We start from the raw sequence: 18,866 nt of genomic DNA on the forward strand, positions 1-18,866 counted from the left end.
GTTCGTGTGTCTTGATCTCCATCTACCCAGGCGTTCTTTTGCTCTTTTTGCTCATCAGCCCGCCGACGTTGCAGCAGGCAGCAGCCTCTTGAAAGGCCGGATCAGACTGCCGATTGCGGCAGCAGGCCCATTACCGTCAGCCCTTCCAGCACGCCGGCCGCATGGTGGGCGGATGCCAGATAGGTCTTGTGCCGCGGCAGGGTTGATAGAAGTTCCTGGCGGGCATTGCCGACCGCAATTGCCTTGCCCGCTGCTTCGAACAGCGCAAGGTCGTTGCCGGAATCACCGGCGGCGATCGTTCGCTCCATCGGAATGCCAAGATGGCTTGCCAGATGGCGCATGGCAGCGTCCTTGCCTGCGCCGGGGGCGAAAATGTCCAGATCACTGGTCCCTGAATAGATGTGCCTGAACGGGATGCCCTCGTCCCGGAGTGCGGCAAGAATCGCGTCCACGCCGTCTTTTCCCGGAACGGCGAAGCTCGCCTTTCCGTCCGTCTGGAACTTGTCGTCGTGCGCATCATACCCCAGTTTTCGGACGATTTTGCGAACTTCCTCGTCAGGCCAGTCGATAAACCGGCTTTGCCAGCTTTCCAGAAAGAAACGGTCCAGACGGATTTCGGTTCCCAAACCGGTGATGATCGCGTTCGGTTCGAAGCCTTCGGGGAAGTAGTCGGCAAGTGTCTGGTCGACACTGGCGGCCGGTCGGCTGGAGTTTAGAGCCAGTTTCAGGTGCGACTTGGCGTTCTTCAATTGATGCCAGAGTCGCTCCAGATCGGCCCGGCTACCGGTCAGGGTGTCATCGATGTCGCTGACCAGAAGCCACGTATCACTCTTCCCCGTCTCGCCGGTCACCGGCCCTCCCCTTCCTGATCGGGCGCCCTGTGCGTGACGGAATATGCCGGTTCGACCGTGTGCTCCGTTACCGGACGGCTCAATGTTTCAACAACAAGGTCCTTCAGGCAGACGGCCGCGCTTTCAGTGTAGAAGCCGATACCGCCTTCGATGAAACTGTCGTCAACCAGCGACAGCACCACATAGCCGTCGATGGAAAACTCGAAGTATAGGCCGTGCGCCACAACCTCGATCTGCCAGGGGCCATGATCGCTGCCCCTGAAATGCGCTTCCTGAAGCGGTTCGTAGCGGAAGGCATGTTCGAATTCAGGTGTCGGGTTTGCGCCCCATGCCCGCATCTGGGCAATTCCGTTGACGAGATCCAGAGACAGGTAATAACCGTCACCCTCGTCGTTCATCCTCAGCACAAGACCGGTTTTGCCCAGTCCCTCCAGCATCAGCTGTGCCTTGAGGCGGAAATCCTCATGCTTGCCCGGCAGCATGAAAGCTTCGTACCCGCTCTTGCAGCTCAGATGCAGCCCGTCCGGCCGATCGATCGCCGACGCGTGCGTGTTGGAATACAGTGCCTTGCACTGGTAGGACGCAGTCACGACCTGGCGATGCGTCACCAGATCGTTGAAGTCCGAATTCGATTTCAGCTTGAGCCTGCCGGCGCTGTCGGTCACCAGTTCCTTCGGCGGCGGCAACAGCTTCTTCACGACCTCGCGCCCGTAGACGTATTCCGTTTTGGAAAAGAAATTGAACAGAAGCAAACGGTCGCTGGTTCGGCAAATACGGCCGGCATAATTGCCCGTCGGCAGGATCACGTTGTCGAAGAAGTTCTGGTATGGGCCCTCAATCGTCTCCGCGTACCAGTAGTGGATCTTGGTGTCTTCGCGGATCGATCCCATCAGGTAATAGCGGCCGTCGAGACGAAACAGGTTCGGCACTTCGACGTCGTCATAAAGGCCGGGCCGATAAAGAGGTGGCTCGAACGTGAATTTGTCCGGTTTGGTCTCGCGTGCGAGCCCGACGCAGCCGCGCCGTATGACCGGCCCTTCCTTGACACGGGCAGAGGCCAGCAGCAGGCGTTCGCCTGTGTCTTCATCGACATAGAAGAACGGATCGCGGAAACTGACCCACTTCCGGCCTTCGTCTACCGTGCTCTCGTAAAGCGGGCCAGGCACCTGCAGGGGATAGTTGCCGTGATTGCAGCGTTCCCAGGTGTAGAGATCCCTGGACCGTGCCAGCCCGACCCGCTGCACCCTGCCATATTCCGCGCGCGCAAGGCCGGTGTAGAACATGCGCCACTCGCCCTGCCGGTCCGGATCGGGCGTCACATGCATCGTCCAGAGCATGTCATCATCCCATTCGCCCGGTTCACCGACGAAAAGTGCGTTCTTGACCCGGCGCCACGTCATGCCGTCCGTGCTGACGGCGTGCGCGATGAAATCGTGATTGGGCAGCACCAGATGGAACAGATGATAGATGCCGTCGTGATAAACGACATCGACGTCGCCAATGTCCGACCGCAGAAATCCATGGGATGCATACATGCCCTAACCCTGCCCAGATGTTTCAGCAGGATCAAGAGCCTAAGCCAAAAAATTTGCAGTGCAACATGGCTCGGACGAACAATATCACCCCTTTGCGCATCCCGCCTGATGGCTGGCGGCATTTCTGGAACGATTTGCGGAACGGGCCAGAAACAGCAGGATACCGACCTTTCAAATGGTCCGCTACGATCGGCTTGATGCCTAGAAAATGATCGTTTCTGAGCCAAAAGCGCGTCGTATTCGCATTCCTTTGCCGCCCCTATCCTCTAAAATGGGTTCATGACTGGCTGCTGTTGGACCTCACATACCGACTGCCACCGCGGACAAAGCGCGGTGCGCAAGACCTTGCGCCAGGTCGTCGGTCTTTTCTCGTTTCTTTCCTTGCTGCTCCTGCCAGGTCCTGCAGCCGCGTGTTCCTTATCGCTGGTTCTGGCGATGGACGGTTCGGCCAGCGTCGATGCGCGCGAACACACCTTGCAGCTCAACGGACTGGCAGATGCCTTGAGAGACCCGGACGTCGTTCAGGCAATCGAGGCCGTTGGCGGGATCTGGGTTACAAGTTTCGAATGGAGCGGCCGGTACCAGCAACTGCTCCAGCTTGGGTGGAGCCATCTTTCCGATGCGCAAAGCGCTGCGAATGCGGCCGAAACCCTGCGACGCTCACCACGAGGCTACACCGAATTTCCAACTTCCCTCGGTTATGCACTCGGCCATGCGGCAACCCTGATGCGCAAGGCACCCGCGTCTTGTGTTCGTAAGGTCATAGATGTTGCCGGTGATGGCATCAACAACGACGGTTTCGGCCCGGAAAGCGCCTACAGGGCCTTCGATTTCCAGGACGTTACGGTCAACGGTCTGGTGATTTCAGGCGCCGACGAAGCGCCGGTGCGCTACTACCGGACCCATGTCATCAGGGGTCCGGGTGCCTTTGTCGAGGTTGCAGCCAGCTATGACGACTACGCCGAGGCAATGAAGCGCAAACTGCTGCGGGAAATCTTCGGCAGCGGCTACGCTTCCCTGCGCTGAGATAAACTTCAGGCTTGCCGGCGCTCCGCCCGGGCCAAAAGAGCCGCTTCGAAATCCGCTGCCGGCATTCTGTCCTGCAGGGCCCTAAGGAAAATCTGCTTCTGTGTCTCGGGAGCCAGCCCGCCTACAGGCGGATCCCGATCCAGATTGGTCGGGAAGGAATATCCTTCCGCACACGCGGAAACAGCCGCTTCCAGGCTGGTACCTGACATTGTTTCCTGTCTGGTTTTCGCCAGGAGCACGGGATAGAGCGCCCGGCACATGGCATCCCTGTCCACACTTTCCATGGCGCGCCCGAAGGCCGAGGACACCTGAAGCAGGTTTGCCATGCGCTGGATATCGACACTGGAGTTGTCGCCGGCGGCGTGGAACAGTGCCGGGTTGAAGAACACCGCATCGCCCTTGCGCAGTGGCATCTGCACGTAATGCTGTTCGAAAAACTCCTTGAATGCCTCCAGCCGGTAGGCAGCGTAGCCCGGACGATAAAGCTGTGAAAACGGCAAGAGCTTCGTGGGACCGCTTTCAATCGGCATGTCTGTATGCGCCACCGCCCCTTGCAGGGTCATGACCTGTGACAGGTCGTGCACATGGGCCGGATAACGTGCGCAGTCTTCTTCAGACTGGAAACCAAGGTGGTAATCCCGATGTGCCTGCTGCGCCTTGCCGCCCGGACGTACAAGATTGACCTGGGCCGTCATCTGGTAGTTTGGCCCGAGCCAGGCTTCACAGACGGCATCGATGGCAGGATTGGCAAAATAGTCCGCGAAGACATCGGGGGCTGCCAGGCAGAGTTTCTGCAGTGAGTTCCAGATCCGGTCGTTTGCGCCGGCAGCTGCAAAATGATCCGCACCGCCGCCTGAAGCAGCTTTCTCCTCGGCGATGATCCGGTTATAGACCTGCGTTGCCCGGTCTATCGGGGTGACATCCTTATATGCCTCTTCCAGCACCAGCACACCCGAGTGCAGCCGCATAACCTGCGCCCATTCTGCCATCAACCGGCTACGGCTTTCGCGCCCGGCGAGAACGGTCTCCAGATCGGCAACCCGGTAAACGGGAATACCGGCAACCACCTTGTAGGCGTGCGGCACGATGCCGGCGTCCAGTTTTTGCGACACAAGTTGCCTGAACTCCTCGACATCGCAGCTGGTGGCGTTGAAATACGCCAGATGGTCGACCCGTTTGTCCATGATCCCCTCCCAGGTTTTATTGGCTGCAATGTTAGCAGGATCGGTCTTGATCGGATCGGCATTTTCCATCAAGAATCCATCAAATGACCCATCGCTTCCCGATCAAGGAAATCGCCCTTCAGGCAGGCCTCAGCACTGCCACGGTTGACCGCGTGATGAACGGGCGAGCACATGTCAGCCCGCAGACCCGTCGCAGGGTTGAGGATGCGATTGCGGAACTAGAACAACAGGAAGGTCAGCTGGCTGCCAGGGGGCGGCGGCTTTTCTTCGATGTGGTTATGGAAGCGCCGAACAGGTTCAGCAGAGAAGTGCGTCTCGCCTGTGAAAGCGTGCTGACAGATCTGCATCCAATCGCGATCCGCCCCAGGTTCACTTTCACCGAAACCATGTCGGCTGCCGAATGCAGCGCGATCCTGCAGCGGATCGCAAAGCGAGGCAGCCAGGGCGTCTGCCTCAAGGTGCGCGATACAGAGGAAGTCCGGCATATGATCGCAGGACTGGCAGACCGCAGAATCCCTGTCGTCACCGTCTTTACAGACCTTCCCGCTTCCCGGCGGCTTGCCTACGTTGGCCTGGATAATCGCAGCGCCGGCAAAACCGCTGCCTATCTCATGCACAAGCTCCTGCCGGCAAACGGAACGGTGCTGACGACGCTCAGCCAGCACACCTTTCAGGGCGAGGAGGAGCGCTACGAGGGTTTCAGGCAGGAACTGGATCGTCTACGCCCGGAATGCAGATTGGTGGATGCCAGTGGAGGCGGCGGTCTCAATCCCGAAACACGGCGGGAGGTCGCCGAGAAGCTGGCCTCCTCTCCGCAGATTTCCGGTGTTTACTCCATGGGAGGCGGCAACAGGGCCATTTTGCAGGCCTTGTCCGAGGCGGGTCAGATGCCAGGGGTTTATGTCGCGCACGATCTGGACAAGGACAATCTCGAGCTTCTCCGGCAGGAGCAGCTGACGCTGGTGCTTCACCACGATCTGCAGTCAGACATGAACTCGGCGTTTCGTCATCTCCTGGCATACCACGGCATCGGCACGTCTCCCTCTGGCGAAACGAGCGATATCCAGGTGGTCACCCCCTTGAACATTCCTTCCAGGTTCAATGAACCAGCCTGACCTGGCGGCGCCGACCTCCACAGACGAAGCCTGCTGTTCAGCAGAAAATGCGTCAACGGCTCACTGCCGGCAGTTGATCAACCGTGTTTCAGCTCTGTGCCAACTGCGCGTTCGACAAAAGCCAACATGGATTGCCTGAGCTGTTTTCTGGTCGAAACATCTCTGGAAACGGCATTCTGGCCACTGCGTTCGATCAAACCAAGAACCAGTTCGGCCGACGTGGCAGGGTTTTCTTCAGACATCGGCAGGCAGTTGGCAGCCGCTTGAACGAGACGGGCCCGGGTTTGGACGAACAGGCCGCCGATCTCGGGATTTCTGAAGGCCTCGGCAACGATTTCCGCGCTCAACGCGGCATGTGCCGGCGACGAACAGAGATCGAAATACGCCGCTGCAAATTGCAGCAGTCTTTCCATCCGATTTCGTGACGTGTCTTCAAGCCGCCTCAGCAAGGGATCAAGTTCCACTGTTTCCAGTTCCGAGATGGCTGCAATGATCTCGTTCTTGCCCTTGAAGTGATTATAGAGATTGCTGAGGCTGATCCCCGCCTTTCCCGCGATGTCGCGCATGCCGGTCTGGTGAAACCCCTTTTCGATGAAAAGACCCGCAGCCGTTTCGACGATCATCTGTCGACGCTTGGCGGATTTTTCCAGACGGCTGGTGGATTGAGGCCTGGTTTCGGCCATCGGGAATCTCCTGTGGGACGCTACGAAGAAAGACCGTAGCCCGACTTCTTCTTCTGCGCTGTTCATTTCAGGTTCGTTGCCGTCTTGCAATCCTGGCCCGCGCACCCAATTTAAGAACGAACGTTCGTTCTTTGTGAGGTCGCATGTACTCTGATCTGGAACTTCGCCTTCAGCAGGCGGCTGGACTCTTCAACGGTATTGAAATTCTGGCGCTGGTCTTTCTTCTTGTTTTGGCTTCCGAAACCGTGTGGGACCGGTTTGCCGGCTACCGTCAATCGCTATCGGAAACCGGCGCAAATCTGATTATCGGTCTTGTCTACGGTCTGTTGGAACGAACCGCATACGGACTGATCATCGTGATTGCCGTTTTCCTTGCAGAACCGTTCGCGCTTTGGGACCTGCCCATGAACGGCTTGACATGGGTGCTTGCGATCGTGGTCGCTGATCTGACGTACTACTGGATGCATCGCTGCGAGCACCGGGTACGGCTATTCTGGACCTATCACAGCGTTCATCATTCCTCGCCTGAGTTCAACTTCACGACGGCTCTGCGTCTGGCCTGGACCGAAGCGCTGTTCGAATGGATGTTTTTCATTCCCATGGTGATTGTCGGCTTCGACCCTGTACAGGTGATCGCAGGACTTGCCGTCGTGGTGGCCTATCAATCGTGGATCCATACCGAAAAGGTCAGACGGCTCGGGTGGCTTGAAAGCATTCTGAACACACCGTCGCATCATCGCGTGCACCACGGCAGCAATCCGGAGTATCTCGACAAGAACTATGGCGGCATCCTGATCGTCTGGGACCGGCTCTTTGGAACCTACACACTCGAGCGTGCCAAGGTTGTCTACGGGATCACCGATCCGCTCAACACATCCAATCCGATCACCATCAACTTTCGAGACTTCATTCGCCTTGGCAGAGATGCGCTCAATGCCCCTTCCTTTGCCCAGGCTCTGAAGATGCTCATGAAACCTCCCGGCTGGACACCAACGCGCGATACGGCTCGTCTCGTGGACCAATCCGACACCCCAATGCAGTCGCCTGCAGGATCCAGCCAAGGGGAACACCACGATGAACATTGATCTGCTTCTGGCGACTTTTGCCGGCTATCTGGCGGTCTTCGGACTGAGCGACCGGCCACAGGACCCGAAGGTCCGCGACTACTCCATTGAAACCGTCCGCATCAGAACTGCGTCCGGCACCGCCGTTCTGGATGCCGAGCTGACCTTGCCCAAAGGGAGGGGGCGCGTTCCCGCGGTGGTACTCATCACCGGTTCAGGTCCACAGGACAAGAATGAAGAAATTGCGGGCCACAAACCATTTCTCGTGCTTTCGGATCACCTGACGAAATCCGGCTATGCCGTGCTGCGTTACGACGACCGCGGCGTGGGCCGGAGCACGGGAGACTTTGCGACCGCAACCCCGCAAGATCTCGCGAGCGACGCAGCCGCCGCGCTTGCCTATGTGAAATCTCATCCGCGTGTTCTTTCCGAAAAAACCGGATACATCGGCCACTCGGAAGGCGGCTATCTCGCGCCGATCGCGCAGCAGATCGAACCGGCCGCCTTTCATGTTTATCTTGCAGGCCCTGCCCTGCCGCTTGTTCCCGATGTCATGCGCACTCAGGTTCAGGATATCGGGCGTGCGGAAGGCCTGTCCGATGAAGTCATTGCCGGACAGAGACGCGCGGTGAATGAGATCAGCTACGCTCTTTTGAAATCCGGAACACCGGCAGAATTACGCGAGGACATCACGAAGGCCTTGAAGAACTCGGGGGCGAGCGGTTCCCAGATCAGGCAAAACCTGGCCGTCTGGGCGACGCCCTGGGCTTCCGCCTACGCGCGGCACGATCCGGTTGAGCAGCTGGCAGGCCTGACCATTCCGGTGCTGGCACTTTTCGGCGAGCACGACTTGCAGGTTTCCGCCAGGGAGAATTCACCTGTCATGCGAAGGGCCCTCACCCACCCGCTCTCGAGTGTCAGAACGCTGCCTGGCCTCAATCACCTGTTCCAACCAACGCGAACCGGACGTATCAACGAGTATATCCGGATAGCTACGACCATCGATCCAACCGCATTGCAGGCGATTGCGACATGGCTCGATATGATCGTGCAGGTGCCATAAGCCCGCGGGAATGGTACCCTTCTCCCGCGGCCAAGCCGTCACCCCCGGGTATTGCCGTAGTTTTCCTCCTCCATGCCCCGGTAGAAATCCTTCAGCGTCTTGCCGGGTTCCGGATCGAAGCGGTCTCCCGTCTCCCGCATTTCGGAAATCCGGTCCAGACGGAACATGCGGAAGTCCTGGCGCAATTCGCACCAGGCCACCAGCGTCCAGACCTTGCCCCAGAACCACAGACCGAGAGGGCGGATCGTACGATCAGTCGGCTCCCCCTTGCTGTCGCAATACGCCAAGAACAAACGCTTGCGGCCATCGGCCGCCGCTTCCAGAAAATCGATATGAGCCCGGATTTGCGGTGTCATCTCTGGCGCGAACGCGTGGATCTCGATTTCGTTCTGACGCACCCGCATCTTTTCCGGCAGGACGGCGTCGATCTTGATCATCGCCTCTTCGGCGGCCCGGGCCATGGCGGCCCCGCCCCAGGCGCGGATCAGACGCGCACCGGCGAGTAGAGCGACAATTTCGTCCCGGGTGAACATGAGTGGTGGCAGTTCATAGCCATCGCGCATGATGTAGCCGACACCAGCCGCACCTTCGATCGGCACGCCGGATGCCTGCAAGTCGGCAACATCGCGATAGATGGTGCGTTCGGATACTTCCAGCCATTCGGACAGCTGACGTGCCCGCACGAGCCGGCCGCCGCGCAGATATTGCACGATCTGGAAAAGGCGGTCGGCGCGTCTCATGATGCCGGCTCCTTGCGAAGCCAACATCCTGTCAGTCTAAAATCAGCGTGCGAACATGCCGATGGAATTTCCGTCCGGGTCGATGCCATAGGCAAAGCGCCCCGCCGGAATGGCAGCCGGATCGGAAATGATTTCTCCCCCCTTGGCAGCGAACCGTTCCATCGTTTCTTCCAGGGTGTCCGGGCAGGCGAGATGAATGGTTGGTCCGGTTCCGTTCTGCGCGGGTTTTCCCGGGTAAAGGTGACCTGCAATCCCGCCTTGCTCCTTGGTGGGAAAGATTGCGATCTCATTTGGTCCCATGTCGATGACACGTCTAAGCTCCGTTTTGAAAACGTCGTTATAAAAGCTGACCGCCTTGTCCAGATCGGAGACGGGAATCTCCATCCAGACGTTGAAGTGATCGGGTGCAAAAGTCATGGAAAGTCTCCTCAGGCGCTGTGATGAGGATCACCTTATCAAACCTCTCCTGACAGCATTCTGTCAGGAGAGAGCGACAAACATATATGACGCAAAGGCAAGTAAACACCTGCAAATTTCGGCTCATCGGTGAATTCGGAAAAGAGGCTGATGACAATTTGCCGGCAACACGCCGTCACAGCTAAACTGCATGGGCCGGGACGCAGACCAAGGCGGTGCGACAACCGGAAGGAGAGATCATGAAACACTGGCGGATGATCCTTTTCAGCCTCTTGCTTCTGCTGACAAACTTCGCGCCTGCCTTCGCGCATTTTTCGGAAGGTACCAAGGTGCGCACGCTTCTGGTCTCCCGTGAGGGTGACACTCTGACAGTGTATGTGCGGGTGCCCGCTCCGCTTGTCTTCTCGGATCTCGTCGGTCGCTCGCAGGTCGAACAGGTACCACTGGTCTCGCCGTTTCTTCGCCTGGAGCAAAACCCGGACGGTGAGCGCTACCGGGTTGATCTCGGCGCGGTCGACAGCAATCGATCTGCCTTTGAAGACCGATTGGGCAACGCCCTCGTCTTTTCGCAGGCGGGCCTTGCCCTGCCGGCGGAGATCATCGGATTTACGGTTCACGCCAGTCGACCTGACCAGGACCTCGACACAGCTGTTGCCGCCCGAACCGCATTGAGCCAAGCTTTCCCGAATGAAGACCCGCTCTTCGGTACAGCAGTCATCGACTACGCGCTCAGGCTGGAAAGCAGCGATCCGACCGGTATCCTTCAAGTGCAGTCCGGGTACACTCCCCTGATCCCGGGACCCGGCATAGCCATCGACAATCATCTGGTCGATGCCCGCAACACCCCTCCGGTTTCGACCACGGCTCCCGGGCAACTGGAAGAACCTGCGCGGTTCGACGGATCCCGGCTCAGCACATTTCTGCATTTCATCCACCAGGGCACCCTGCATATTCTGGAGGGCCTCGATCACGTCTTTCTGGTGATCGCGCTGGCTCTGGGCGTCGGGGCAACGCGGAGACTGATTTACCTCGTCACCGCCTTCACGATCGGGCACTCAGTCACGCTGATCGCAACCTTCCTCGGGGCAACACCTTCCTGGCCATGGTTCATCCCGCTGGTGGAGACGGCCATTGCCGCTTCCGTTCTTTATGCTGCCATCGCGGCAATGGTCCGGAAGTCGGGCTCGGTGATTGTCTTCACCGCGATCGGCCTGTTGCACGGCCTCGGCTTTTCCTTCGTTCTTGCGGACATTCTCGGCCGGGGCGCACCGGATCTCATACCCGCGCTGCTGGCATTCAACATCGGCATCGAACTTGGCCAGCTTATCATTCTCGCCGTGACGCTCTCCATTGTTCTGCTTGTGCGAAAGACAGCTGAACCCGCCCTGCAACCCTTGCGGCTCGGCGCGCTGTCGGGAATTGCAATCCTGTCTGCCTGGTGGGTCGTCGAGCGCCTGCCCGGATTGCTGACTTCGGCCTGACTTGAGGACGCCTCATGGCCATTTCGGGCAAAAAACACCCTAAAAAGACACAAAAAGCCGATTAATCTGCCGGGTTAAGCGCCGTTAATTCTAACAATTGACTTGTTCTTAATCCCGGCTGTGCAACTTGGGCGGAATAATAATTGGCAATGAAATGGCTCGTCACGGTACCTCGCCCAATACCCGCCCACTATTAAAAGGCTCTCTTGCAGGCCTCGCGACGGTTGCCGTCATGTTGCTTATAGCCTGGGCCGGTGTCGCCTATGACGGGCAGAGCGAACTGCAGAAACAGACGGCAGACCTTCTTGGCATCTGGCAGTCCAACATAGACCGTGGAAACAAGCTCTACGGAGCCCTGGAAAGACTTCCCGAAGACGATTGCAGCGACGCGCACCTGAAAACGCTTAACACGCTCGTCTACAACGACAATCACATTACCAATGTCTGGTTTTTTCCGAACGGCGACACGAAAGCAGCCTGCTCTTCAAGCTTCGGGCGTTTCGAACCTGCCCACGATTTCGGCCCGCCTGAAAAGGCGCAACTGTTCCGCGATGGCAGGGAGACCTGGTACAGGGTGCCCTTCGACAAGGCCGAGGGTGTCGACAGCGTTACAGTGATTAAGAAGGGCCGCTACGGCGTTTCATTCTACCAGACCGGCAACCTGGCAACGGCCGCCGACGACATGTTTTATGTGTCGAGTGTTCAAGACCCTTACACGGTTCTGTTCCACGCCAATGGAAACGCGGGCCTTCTGAAGCAATACCGCGACAACTACGGCCCGATGTTCGGCAACGTCTATGCACAGGCCTGCGGCGAAGGCGATGTCAGGCTGTGTTACCTGACAATGATCCCTGCCAGCCGGATCGTTCAGCAAAATATCGGCCTGCTCGCGATTTTTGCAATCTTCGGCGTCGTCACCGGCGCGCTCGTTTTCCTGAGGGTGAAACGGATCGTGCGTGACCGCCACAGCCCGGCCGGGCGGATCCGTCACGCGATCGCCAACGGCGGCAAAGGTTTCGAGCCGCACTACCAACCCATCCTGTCGCTCGACACGATGAAATGCGAAGGCTGTGAGGTTCTGGCCCGGTTCGAAGATGCCCAGGGCAAGCTTTTCCCGGATGAATTCGTGAACATAATCCAGCAGGAGAACCTGACCTGGGAGTTTACCGAGATCATCATCGCCAAGGCACTGCGCGACCTGAAACCGCTGCTTGCGGGACGGCCGGGTTTCAAGGTGTCCGTCAATTTCTTCCAGGCGGACCTGGAAGACGAACAGATCCAGTCCGTTATTCAGTCGCCGGTTTTTGCAATGGCGACAGAAGCCGGTCTTTCCCTGTGCTGCGAGATCCTGGAAACCGGGATCCGGTCCGGTACCAGCATTGCAAAATCGCTGGAATACCTGCGCAGCATCGGCTGCCTGATCGCAATTGACGACTTCGGCACCGGCTATTCCAACCTTGCCCAGATCAAGGCGCTCAAGCCCGATCTGGTGAAGATCGACAAGATGTTCGTCGATGATCTCGGCAGCACCACCGACACGGCCCGCGGTGCCTTTGTTCAGGCGATTCTCGGCATTGCTTCGGCGCACGGCATGAAAGTCTGTGCGGAGGGTGTCGAGACGATGGACCAGCTCGCGTCTCTCAGGAACCGAGATGTGGACTACGCCCAGGGCTATTTCTTTGCCAAACCGATGCCCATTCGGGACTTCTCCCTCTACCTTCTGGAACAGACCTTGAAGGAAAAGATGCCGACGAGCGGACGCTTGGCAAAGCTCAAACCCGTCAGCGGCTGACACCCGTTCCAGCGCCGGCCGCCTGCTTTTCCAGGCTTCCAGCCTCGCGCTTGCGCGCAAAACGGCGCCGGCACAAAAACTCCGATGCAATTTCGAGCACGATTGATCTGTCTCAAGGTGAATTGAACAGGTTGGCGGCACCTTGTGGTTCTTACAAGGAGGCAAGAATGAGCCACGTGCCACACGAGTTACATGAAGAATTTCCGGAAGCCGCAGACACTTTGCATGCGTTGAAAACAAGTGATGCCCATTTCGCCCGGCTGGCGGATGAATATCACACCGTCAATCGCGAAGTTCACCGCATCGAGACAGATGTGGAGCCGGCATCCGACGATGTCCTGGAAGACCTGAAAAAGAAGAGACTAAATCTGAAAGACCAGATTGCTGCCATCCTGGCGGCAACGGCTAACACCGTGTCCTGAGCCCCTCCTTTTCAGGCCGGTGTTAAAGCCCGCGCCGTCCCCGTCCGACGGCGCGGGCCACCACATGCAGCTCTCCAGGACAAGGTCCTGGCCCACCAGGAGCGCAGTGGAGCACATTTCCGGTTTTGGCGACCTTGTCGCCCACACGGTCAGCATACCGACAAAGAGTTGAAAAAAGAAGGCGCCGCAGCTTTTCGTAAAAGCCCGGCGCCAGTCTGGGGAGGAACGACCCTCATCGTTCACCCTACGATGTGGGTCTTCCCGCAAATAGTTGCAAGGCAAGCCTGTGTGAGGCTTGCGTGATCCGGAACCAGCGCTCCCCGACACAGCTTGACCCACACGCGGGGCTGTTATCTTCTGAGGCGAGTTCATTTCGGATCAGACCATGACCCTTGTTCGCCTCTGCCTGCTTCTGCCCCTCTTGTTCTCGTCCACAGCATTTGCCGCCGATCATTGCGTAGATGTTCAGGCGAAACGCGGCTGGCAGCAACTGTCTCTGCCCGGCGGCAAGATCACCGGCGTGCAGTATTCCGGCGGCTGGAGCGTGATTGCCGGCATGTACAAGGCCGTCGGCCCGCGTGGCTACACGGGCGAAGACGCCCGCCGGCTAGGCCCGCTCTACGGCTACAAGTTTGACCAATCCTACGCTTTCGGCGAGATGCTTGTGCGAGATCAGGCGGGCCGCATAGTTCCGTTCGCGGAGTTTGCCGCGCTCGCCGTCAACTCGCGCGATCCGGCCGGTGTCTATGCCTTCCGCATCAACGACAAGGATGTCGCGCTGCCGGACAATGCCGGTTCCATTCGCGTCTGTATTTCAATGCGCTGACCTTCTCAACAGGCCCGCCTCCCCTTTCCCTGCCCTGAACGGATCTCCCCCATGACCCAGAAAACCATCCTCATCACCGGTGCTGCCCGGGGCATCGGCCTTGCGACGGCAAAGCTCATGCTCAGCCGCGGCTGGCAGGTTGCCATGCTTGACCGGGATGTCGACGAACTCGCGATTGCGTCCGAAGGTCTGGCAGGTGCCGTTCCGTTTATCTGTGACGTTTCCATCGCAGAGCAGGTCGAGGCAACAATCCCTGCCATCTTGCAGAAATTCGGCCAGCTGGATGCCGTCGTGAACAACGCCGGCGTTGCCGAATTCGGCCCGATCGAGGAGACGGATTTTGCCATGTGGCGACGGGTCATGGAGACCAATCTCGACGGCGTGTTTCTGGTTTCACAGGCCGTCGTTCCCGCCCTGAAGAAAACCCGTGGCGCCATCGTCAACATCGCCTCCATTTCCGGCCTGCGCGCGTCAACGTTGCGGGTTGCCTATGGAACCTCCAAGGCCGCAGTCATCCAGCTCACCAAACAACAGGCAGCGGAACTTGGCGAATACGGCATTCGCGCCAACTGTGTCTGCCCGGGCCCCGTGCGCACCAAGCTGGCGATGGCGGTGCACAGCCAGGACATCATCGATGCCTATCACGACGCGATCCCGCTCAACCGCTATGGCTCGGAAACTGAAATTGGCGAAGTAATCGCCTTTCTATGCTCCGAGCAGGCGAGTTACGTCACCGGGCAGGTGATTGCTTCCGATGGTGGTTTTGAAAGTACGGGGGTTGGCCTTCCGGCACTTCGCAAGTAAGTGAGCGTCACTAGACTTTCAGGAAGACACAACGCTGCATCACGGGCCGGTTTGCGGACTTGCGGGAACAATCTTCTTTGCGGAATGCGCCCTCAGGCCGGTATTTGTCCATGACCGCGTCCAGGCGATCATTGGTGATGGCAGCGTTGGCCCTTTGCAGGCACGGCAGCAGCAGAGCCTTGTTCGCGCGTTGCTGCGCACCGCTGGGATATTTGCCCGGCTCCGGATTGACGGGTTTGAAACACTCGACGAAGACCGCCTCCTCGATACCAAGGTCTGCGGCGATCCTGTCGGTCGGGCGGTTCGGGTCGTTATCGGCAAGAGCGGGACCAGCCAGGAACAGTGCGGCAAGGAAAAGGGTGGTGCGCATCTGACTACCTTCTTGAAACTCAACCGACCTCCGGTTTTCGGAGACGGATTTCCGGACCGTGCAACCAATCTACAGGCTTCAATTTTTCAGGATGTGATAATCGTCACAAATTTTCCGAAAGCGCCTTTTTTCTCAATCACGGTCATCAATCGCGCAGACAAAACATCCGATTAGCTGTCAGACAGAAAATGAGCAGCGATCTGACGCTGATGGGCTCGGGTCCGATGTTCGAACAGATAAATTCCCTGCCAGGTTCCAAGCGCCATGCGCCCTGCCGAGACGGGGATGGAAAGGGAAACCGGCATCATCGCCGCCTTGATGTGGGCAGGCATATCGTCGGGTCCCTCCAGGGTGTGGACCAGATAATTCATGGAAGGATGATCTGCAGGTGGAACCAGACGTTCGAAAAACGCTTTCAGATCGCGCTGCACATCCGGATCCGCATTTTCCTGAATCAGCAGCGAACACGAAGTGTGGCGGACGAACATTGTGAGCAAGCCATCTTCCGCACCCGTTTCTGCAAGCCATTCAGCCACCGACGAGGTGAATTCGTAAAGGCCCTGCCCGCGGGTGCCAATTGCGAATCTGGTTTGCATCGTTTCCTCCGAGGACCATTTGCCGCTTCGCACTGGCTTAGGCGATCCACGCTACGGTTGCAATTGCAGCTGCGGGCCGCCATCTGAGGGAAGCCTACCGAAGCCCCGCCAGTTTTTCCGAACCGAGGCCCTGATGCCAACTCCCCGAAAGAAGATCCTCATTGCCTCTCTGGGCACGCGCGGAGACGTTCAGCCCTATGTTGCCCTGGCACACGACCTGGCAAAGATGGGAGCCGACGTCGTGGTGACGACGGGAGAAGGTTTCGATGACATGATCACTGCCGCCGGTGCCCGGTCACGGCCGGTTCCACTCGATTATCAAGCCCTTCTGCAAAATGAGGACATTCAGGAAGCGCTGTTCACGTTGAAGGGCAAATTCCGTGCAGCCCGCAAGAATATCGATCTGCAGAAGGAGGCAGCCCGGCGCCTCTGGCAGATCGGTACGCAAGAGAAACCGGACCTTATCCTGTTCAATCTCAAGGCAACCGTTCTGACACTTGTGGCGCGTCATCTCGACGTACCCGCCCTGCCGACAGCGCTTCAGCCGGTGAGCGCGGCAACGGGTTCCTTTCCGCTACCGCTTTTCGGGTTGCCCGACCTCGGCCCCTTCCTGAATCGGCAAAGTTTTGCCATAGGCCGCTCCCTGATGCGACTGGGCATCGCGCCGCTCGCAAGGGCCGTTCGCGCGGAAGCAAAGGTCATGGATGCGCCTGCCTATTCGGGCGATCTGATGGACGGCCATATGCCCGGCGGAGGATCGCCGCTGTCCCTTCAGGCTTTTTCCCGGGGTCTCGTGCCGACACCACCAGACTGGCCGGAGAACAACTGGGCCTGCGGCTATTGGCTGACCGAACCTGATCCGAACTACGTTCCGCCGGAAGACCTGGCCTTGTTTCTGGAAAGCGGCCCGGAGCCAATCTATCTGGGCTTTGGCTCCATGCCGAGCAGGAACCCGGCAAAGCTGACAGAAACCGTGCTTGCAGCTCTGGAACAAACCGGCCAACGTGCGATCCTGGCGACAGGCTGGGGAGGATTGTCCGGGCAAAACCTGCCGAGGACACTTTCAGGTCGCGTCTTCCTGCTGGATAAAGCACCTCACAGCTGGCTTTTCCCGCGTTGCGCGGCAATCGTTCACCACGGTGGTGCCGGCACCACCCACGAAGCCCTGCGCTGGGGCAAACCTTCGCTGGTCTGTCCCGTCTTCGGAGATCAGCCCTTCTGGGGGGCGCAGGTTCACAAGATCGGAGCCGGGCCTGCACCGATCCGGCAAAAGTCGCTCACCCCGTCGAAACTCGCCCGGGCGCTGATGCAACTCGAAGATCCTGTGTATCGTGTCGGCGCCAAACGGGTGGCAGACATCATGGCAAGCGAACCGGGTGCGCGAGGTACGGCAGAACGGCTCCTATCGATGATCGAAGCTGACAGGAACTGATTAGACTATGTCGTCTAAAACCAAGCTACGTATCTGAAAAGGCGGCTTCGGCCCCGAAGGCTGTTGCCAGAAACCGCGTCATGCAGGCGACCCGTTCGACAGAGCGAAGGTCGGAATGGGTCAGTACCCAGAGCTCGTTTGCTGGTACGTCATTGGTGAAGGCCAATTTCTGCAAGCCGCCTTGTGCGACATCCACCGGAACGAGGCATATCCCCAACCCCTTGCGCGCCAATGCAGCCATGGTCATCAGATCATCACTTCGGACCACGATCCTGTCGCGATGCGACCTGTCCATCTGTTGGAAACCGGGCCGCTGGGACAGCAGTCCGCTTGCACCAATCAGGTCATGAGTTGTGAGATCGGCCGAATTCGACGGCACGCCTTTGCGCTCCAGATAGGTCTGGCTTGCGAAATAGGCCCAGGGAATATCTGCGACCTTGCGTCCGATCAGATGTTCGGGTGGAGATGACGTGACCCGCAGGGCAATCTCCGCAGCCCTGCTGGACATGTTGATCTCCTCGTTGGAAGTCAGTAGCTCAACGGTGATGTCGGGAAACCGGGCCTTGAAGTCACGCAGATACCCGGGAAGGAAATGGGCTGCGAAACTTGCAGGGGCTGTCAATCGAATTCTCCCCTTCAAAGCCAGATCCGCCCCGGATATCCGCCGGTCGATGTCCTCCATGGCAACGACAACAGACTGCGCCAGATCCAGAATTTCGGCACCAGCCTCGGTGGGTCGGTAACGGCCCTTCACTTTTTCGAACAATCTGGAGCCAAGCTGCTCTTCCAGAGAACGGATGTGCCTGAACGCCGTGGCATGGCTGATTGCGAGCTTTTCAGCAGCCTTGCCGAGACTGCTGGTCTCGGCGACCGCGTGAAACGTTCGAAGGTAGTTCCAATCCATCATATTCTTTCAAATTTGAAAACTCCCACCTTAAATCTGCCTATTCCAAACATTTTTGCAAACACCTAAATCCATCACGCCGGCACCGCACACACCAATTTTCAGGAGAAAATCATGATCGGATATACGTCTTTGGGAACCAACGACCTGAAGCGGTCAGCGGCGTTTTACGACGCATTGCTGGCTGAACTCGGCGCACAGCGGCTGATGGAGTTCGATGACTTCATCGTCTGGGCGAACCAGCCGACCACGTCAGCCTTTTCCGTGCATATTCCTTATGACGGCAAACAGGCGACCGTCGGCAATGGTGTCATGGTCGCCTTGTCGGCCCAGAACCGGGCACAGGTCGACGCGGTCTACCGCAAAGCCATCGAGCTTGGCGCAGCGGACGAAGGCAAGCCCGGCCAGCGCGCCGACAACGGCTTTTATGCCGCCTATTTTCGGGACCTGGACGGCAACAAGCTGAACGTGCACCACATGGTCTGAGCTTAAATCGGTTCCATGCAAGAGCGATCAACACTGTTGATCGCTCTTTCCTTTTTGGCCGCAGCCTGACAC

Annotated in this window: 20 protein-coding genes; 11 read left to right on the forward strand and 9 right to left on the reverse strand. The window is 58.4% G+C overall.

What is annotated here, in order from left to right; genetic code table 11:
* Window positions 1–101 precede the first annotated feature (101 nt).
* Together FIV05_RS25435 and FIV05_RS25440 are read right to left on the reverse strand one after the other, a co-directional pair.
* Window positions 102–851 (reverse strand): HAD-IIB family hydrolase, encoded by a 750-nt coding sequence (locus tag FIV05_RS25435; RefSeq protein WP_152511430.1) that lies wholly within the window; start codon window positions 849–851, stop codon window positions 102–104.
* Window positions 848–2,386 (reverse strand): glycosyl hydrolase, encoded by a 1,539-nt coding sequence (locus tag FIV05_RS25440; protein WP_152511431.1) that lies wholly within the window; start codon window positions 2,384–2,386, stop codon window positions 848–850. The genes FIV05_RS25435 and FIV05_RS25440 overlap by 4 nt, the downstream gene beginning before the upstream one ends.
* 333 nt (window positions 2,387–2,719) lie before the next feature.
* Here FIV05_RS25440 and FIV05_RS25445 point away from each other — a divergent pair, with 333 nt between their 5' ends.
* Entirely contained in the window at window positions 2,720–3,412 is a 693-nt protein-coding gene (locus FIV05_RS25445; RefSeq protein WP_286202232.1) for a DUF1194 domain-containing protein, read from the forward strand.
* An 8-nt stretch (window positions 3,413–3,420) separates the two neighbouring features.
* On the opposite strand, the gene FIV05_RS25450 is transcribed toward FIV05_RS25445, so the two are convergent.
* Window positions 3,421–4,599, reverse strand: coding sequence for a phytanoyl-CoA dioxygenase family protein (locus FIV05_RS25450; protein ID WP_152511432.1), 1,179 nt, complete (start codon window positions 4,597–4,599; stop codon window positions 3,421–3,423).
* A gap of 83 nt (window positions 4,600–4,682) precedes the next feature.
* On the opposite strand from FIV05_RS25450, the gene FIV05_RS25455 reads away from it, so the two are divergent.
* A complete protein-coding gene (locus FIV05_RS25455) occupies window positions 4,683–5,714 on the forward strand; it encodes a LacI family DNA-binding transcriptional regulator (RefSeq protein WP_152511433.1) in 1,032 nt (343 codons plus the stop codon).
* 77 nt (window positions 5,715–5,791) lie between these two features.
* On the opposite strand, the gene FIV05_RS25460 is transcribed toward FIV05_RS25455, so the two are convergent.
* Window positions 5,792–6,397 (reverse strand): TetR/AcrR family transcriptional regulator, encoded by a 606-nt coding sequence (locus tag FIV05_RS25460; protein ID WP_173013944.1) that lies wholly within the window; start codon window positions 6,395–6,397, stop codon window positions 5,792–5,794.
* A gap of 143 nt (window positions 6,398–6,540) precedes the next feature.
* On the opposite strand from FIV05_RS25460, the gene FIV05_RS25465 reads away from it, so the two are divergent.
* Together FIV05_RS25465 and FIV05_RS25470 are read left to right on the forward strand one after the other, a co-directional pair.
* Complete coding sequence (locus FIV05_RS25465) at window positions 6,541–7,482, forward strand: sterol desaturase family protein (RefSeq protein ID WP_152511435.1); 942 nt, start codon at window positions 6,541–6,543, stop codon at window positions 7,480–7,482.
* Window positions 7,472–8,524 carry an alpha/beta fold hydrolase gene (locus FIV05_RS25470; RefSeq protein WP_152511436.1) on the forward strand — a complete coding sequence of 351 codons (1,053 nt, stop codon included), beginning with the start codon at window positions 7,472–7,474 and terminating at the stop codon, window positions 8,522–8,524. Before FIV05_RS25465 ends, FIV05_RS25470 begins: the two co-directional genes overlap by 11 nt.
* Before the next feature lie 38 nt (window positions 8,525–8,562).
* Here the strand turns inward: FIV05_RS25470 and FIV05_RS25475 are convergent, their stop codons facing one another.
* Complete coding sequence (locus tag FIV05_RS25475) at window positions 8,563–9,264, reverse strand: YafY family protein (protein ID WP_152511437.1); 702 nt, start codon at window positions 9,262–9,264, stop codon at window positions 8,563–8,565.
* Window positions 9,265–9,306: 42 nt separating this feature from the next.
* Window positions 9,307–9,681 (reverse strand): VOC family protein, encoded by a 375-nt coding sequence (locus tag FIV05_RS25480; RefSeq protein WP_022997847.1) that lies wholly within the window; start codon window positions 9,679–9,681, stop codon window positions 9,307–9,309.
* Between the two features lie 239 nt (window positions 9,682–9,920).
* On the opposite strand from FIV05_RS25480, the gene FIV05_RS25485 reads away from it, so the two are divergent.
* The 5 genes from FIV05_RS25485 to FIV05_RS25505 all read left to right on the forward strand — a co-directional run bounded on the left by FIV05_RS25485 (window position 9,921) and on the right by FIV05_RS25505 (window position 15,006).
* On the forward strand, window positions 9,921–11,162 hold the full coding sequence (locus FIV05_RS25485) for a HupE/UreJ family protein (protein ID WP_152511438.1): 1,242 nt from the start codon (window positions 9,921–9,923) through the stop codon (window positions 11,160–11,162).
* 232 nt (window positions 11,163–11,394) lie between these two features.
* A complete protein-coding gene (locus tag FIV05_RS25490; RefSeq protein WP_173013945.1) occupies window positions 11,395–12,954 on the forward strand; it encodes an EAL domain-containing protein in 1,560 nt (519 codons plus the stop codon).
* A gap of 167 nt (window positions 12,955–13,121) precedes the next feature.
* Window positions 13,122–13,376 (forward strand): YdcH family protein, encoded by a 255-nt coding sequence (locus FIV05_RS25495; RefSeq protein ID WP_031268132.1) that lies wholly within the window; start codon window positions 13,122–13,124, stop codon window positions 13,374–13,376.
* Window positions 13,377–13,761: 385 nt separating this feature from the next.
* Entirely contained in the window at window positions 13,762–14,202 is a 441-nt protein-coding gene (locus tag FIV05_RS25500) for a hypothetical protein (RefSeq protein WP_152511440.1), read from the forward strand.
* Window positions 14,203–14,253: 51 nt separating this feature from the next.
* Window positions 14,254–15,006, forward strand: coding sequence for an SDR family oxidoreductase (locus FIV05_RS25505; RefSeq protein ID WP_062489479.1), 753 nt, complete (start codon window positions 14,254–14,256; stop codon window positions 15,004–15,006).
* Between the two features lie 10 nt (window positions 15,007–15,016).
* Here the strand turns inward: FIV05_RS25505 and FIV05_RS25510 are convergent, their stop codons facing one another.
* Complete coding sequence (locus FIV05_RS25510; protein WP_152511441.1) at window positions 15,017–15,376, reverse strand: hypothetical protein; 360 nt, start codon at window positions 15,374–15,376, stop codon at window positions 15,017–15,019.
* Between the two features lie 170 nt (window positions 15,377–15,546).
* Window positions 15,547–15,972: a secondary thiamine-phosphate synthase enzyme YjbQ gene (locus FIV05_RS25515; protein WP_152511442.1), complete on the reverse strand. Its 426-nt coding sequence runs from the start codon at window positions 15,970–15,972 to the stop codon at window positions 15,547–15,549.
* A 133-nt stretch (window positions 15,973–16,105) separates the two neighbouring features.
* Here FIV05_RS25515 and FIV05_RS25520 point away from each other — a divergent pair, with 133 nt between their 5' ends.
* On the forward strand, window positions 16,106–17,404 hold the full coding sequence (locus FIV05_RS25520) for a glycosyltransferase (protein WP_152511443.1): 1,299 nt from the start codon (window positions 16,106–16,108) through the stop codon (window positions 17,402–17,404).
* A gap of 25 nt (window positions 17,405–17,429) precedes the next feature.
* Here FIV05_RS25520 and FIV05_RS25525 read toward each other — a convergent pair whose 3' ends face one another.
* The gene (locus tag FIV05_RS25525) at window positions 17,430–18,311 is read right to left on the reverse strand and encodes a LysR family transcriptional regulator (protein WP_152511444.1); all 882 of its coding nucleotides are present in this window, start codon (window positions 18,309–18,311) and stop codon (window positions 17,430–17,432) included.
* A 111-nt stretch (window positions 18,312–18,422) separates the two neighbouring features.
* Here FIV05_RS25525 and FIV05_RS25530 point away from each other — a divergent pair, with 111 nt between their 5' ends.
* Window positions 18,423–18,794, forward strand: a complete 372-nt coding sequence (locus tag FIV05_RS25530; RefSeq protein ID WP_022997858.1) for a VOC family protein — start codon at window positions 18,423–18,425, stop codon at window positions 18,792–18,794.
* Window positions 18,795–18,866 lie beyond the last annotated feature (72 nt).

It is taken from the genome of Labrenzia sp. THAF191a, from assembly GCF_009363335.1.
In the GTDB taxonomy this organism is placed as follows: Bacteria; Pseudomonadota; Alphaproteobacteria; order Rhizobiales; family Stappiaceae; genus Roseibium; species Roseibium algicola.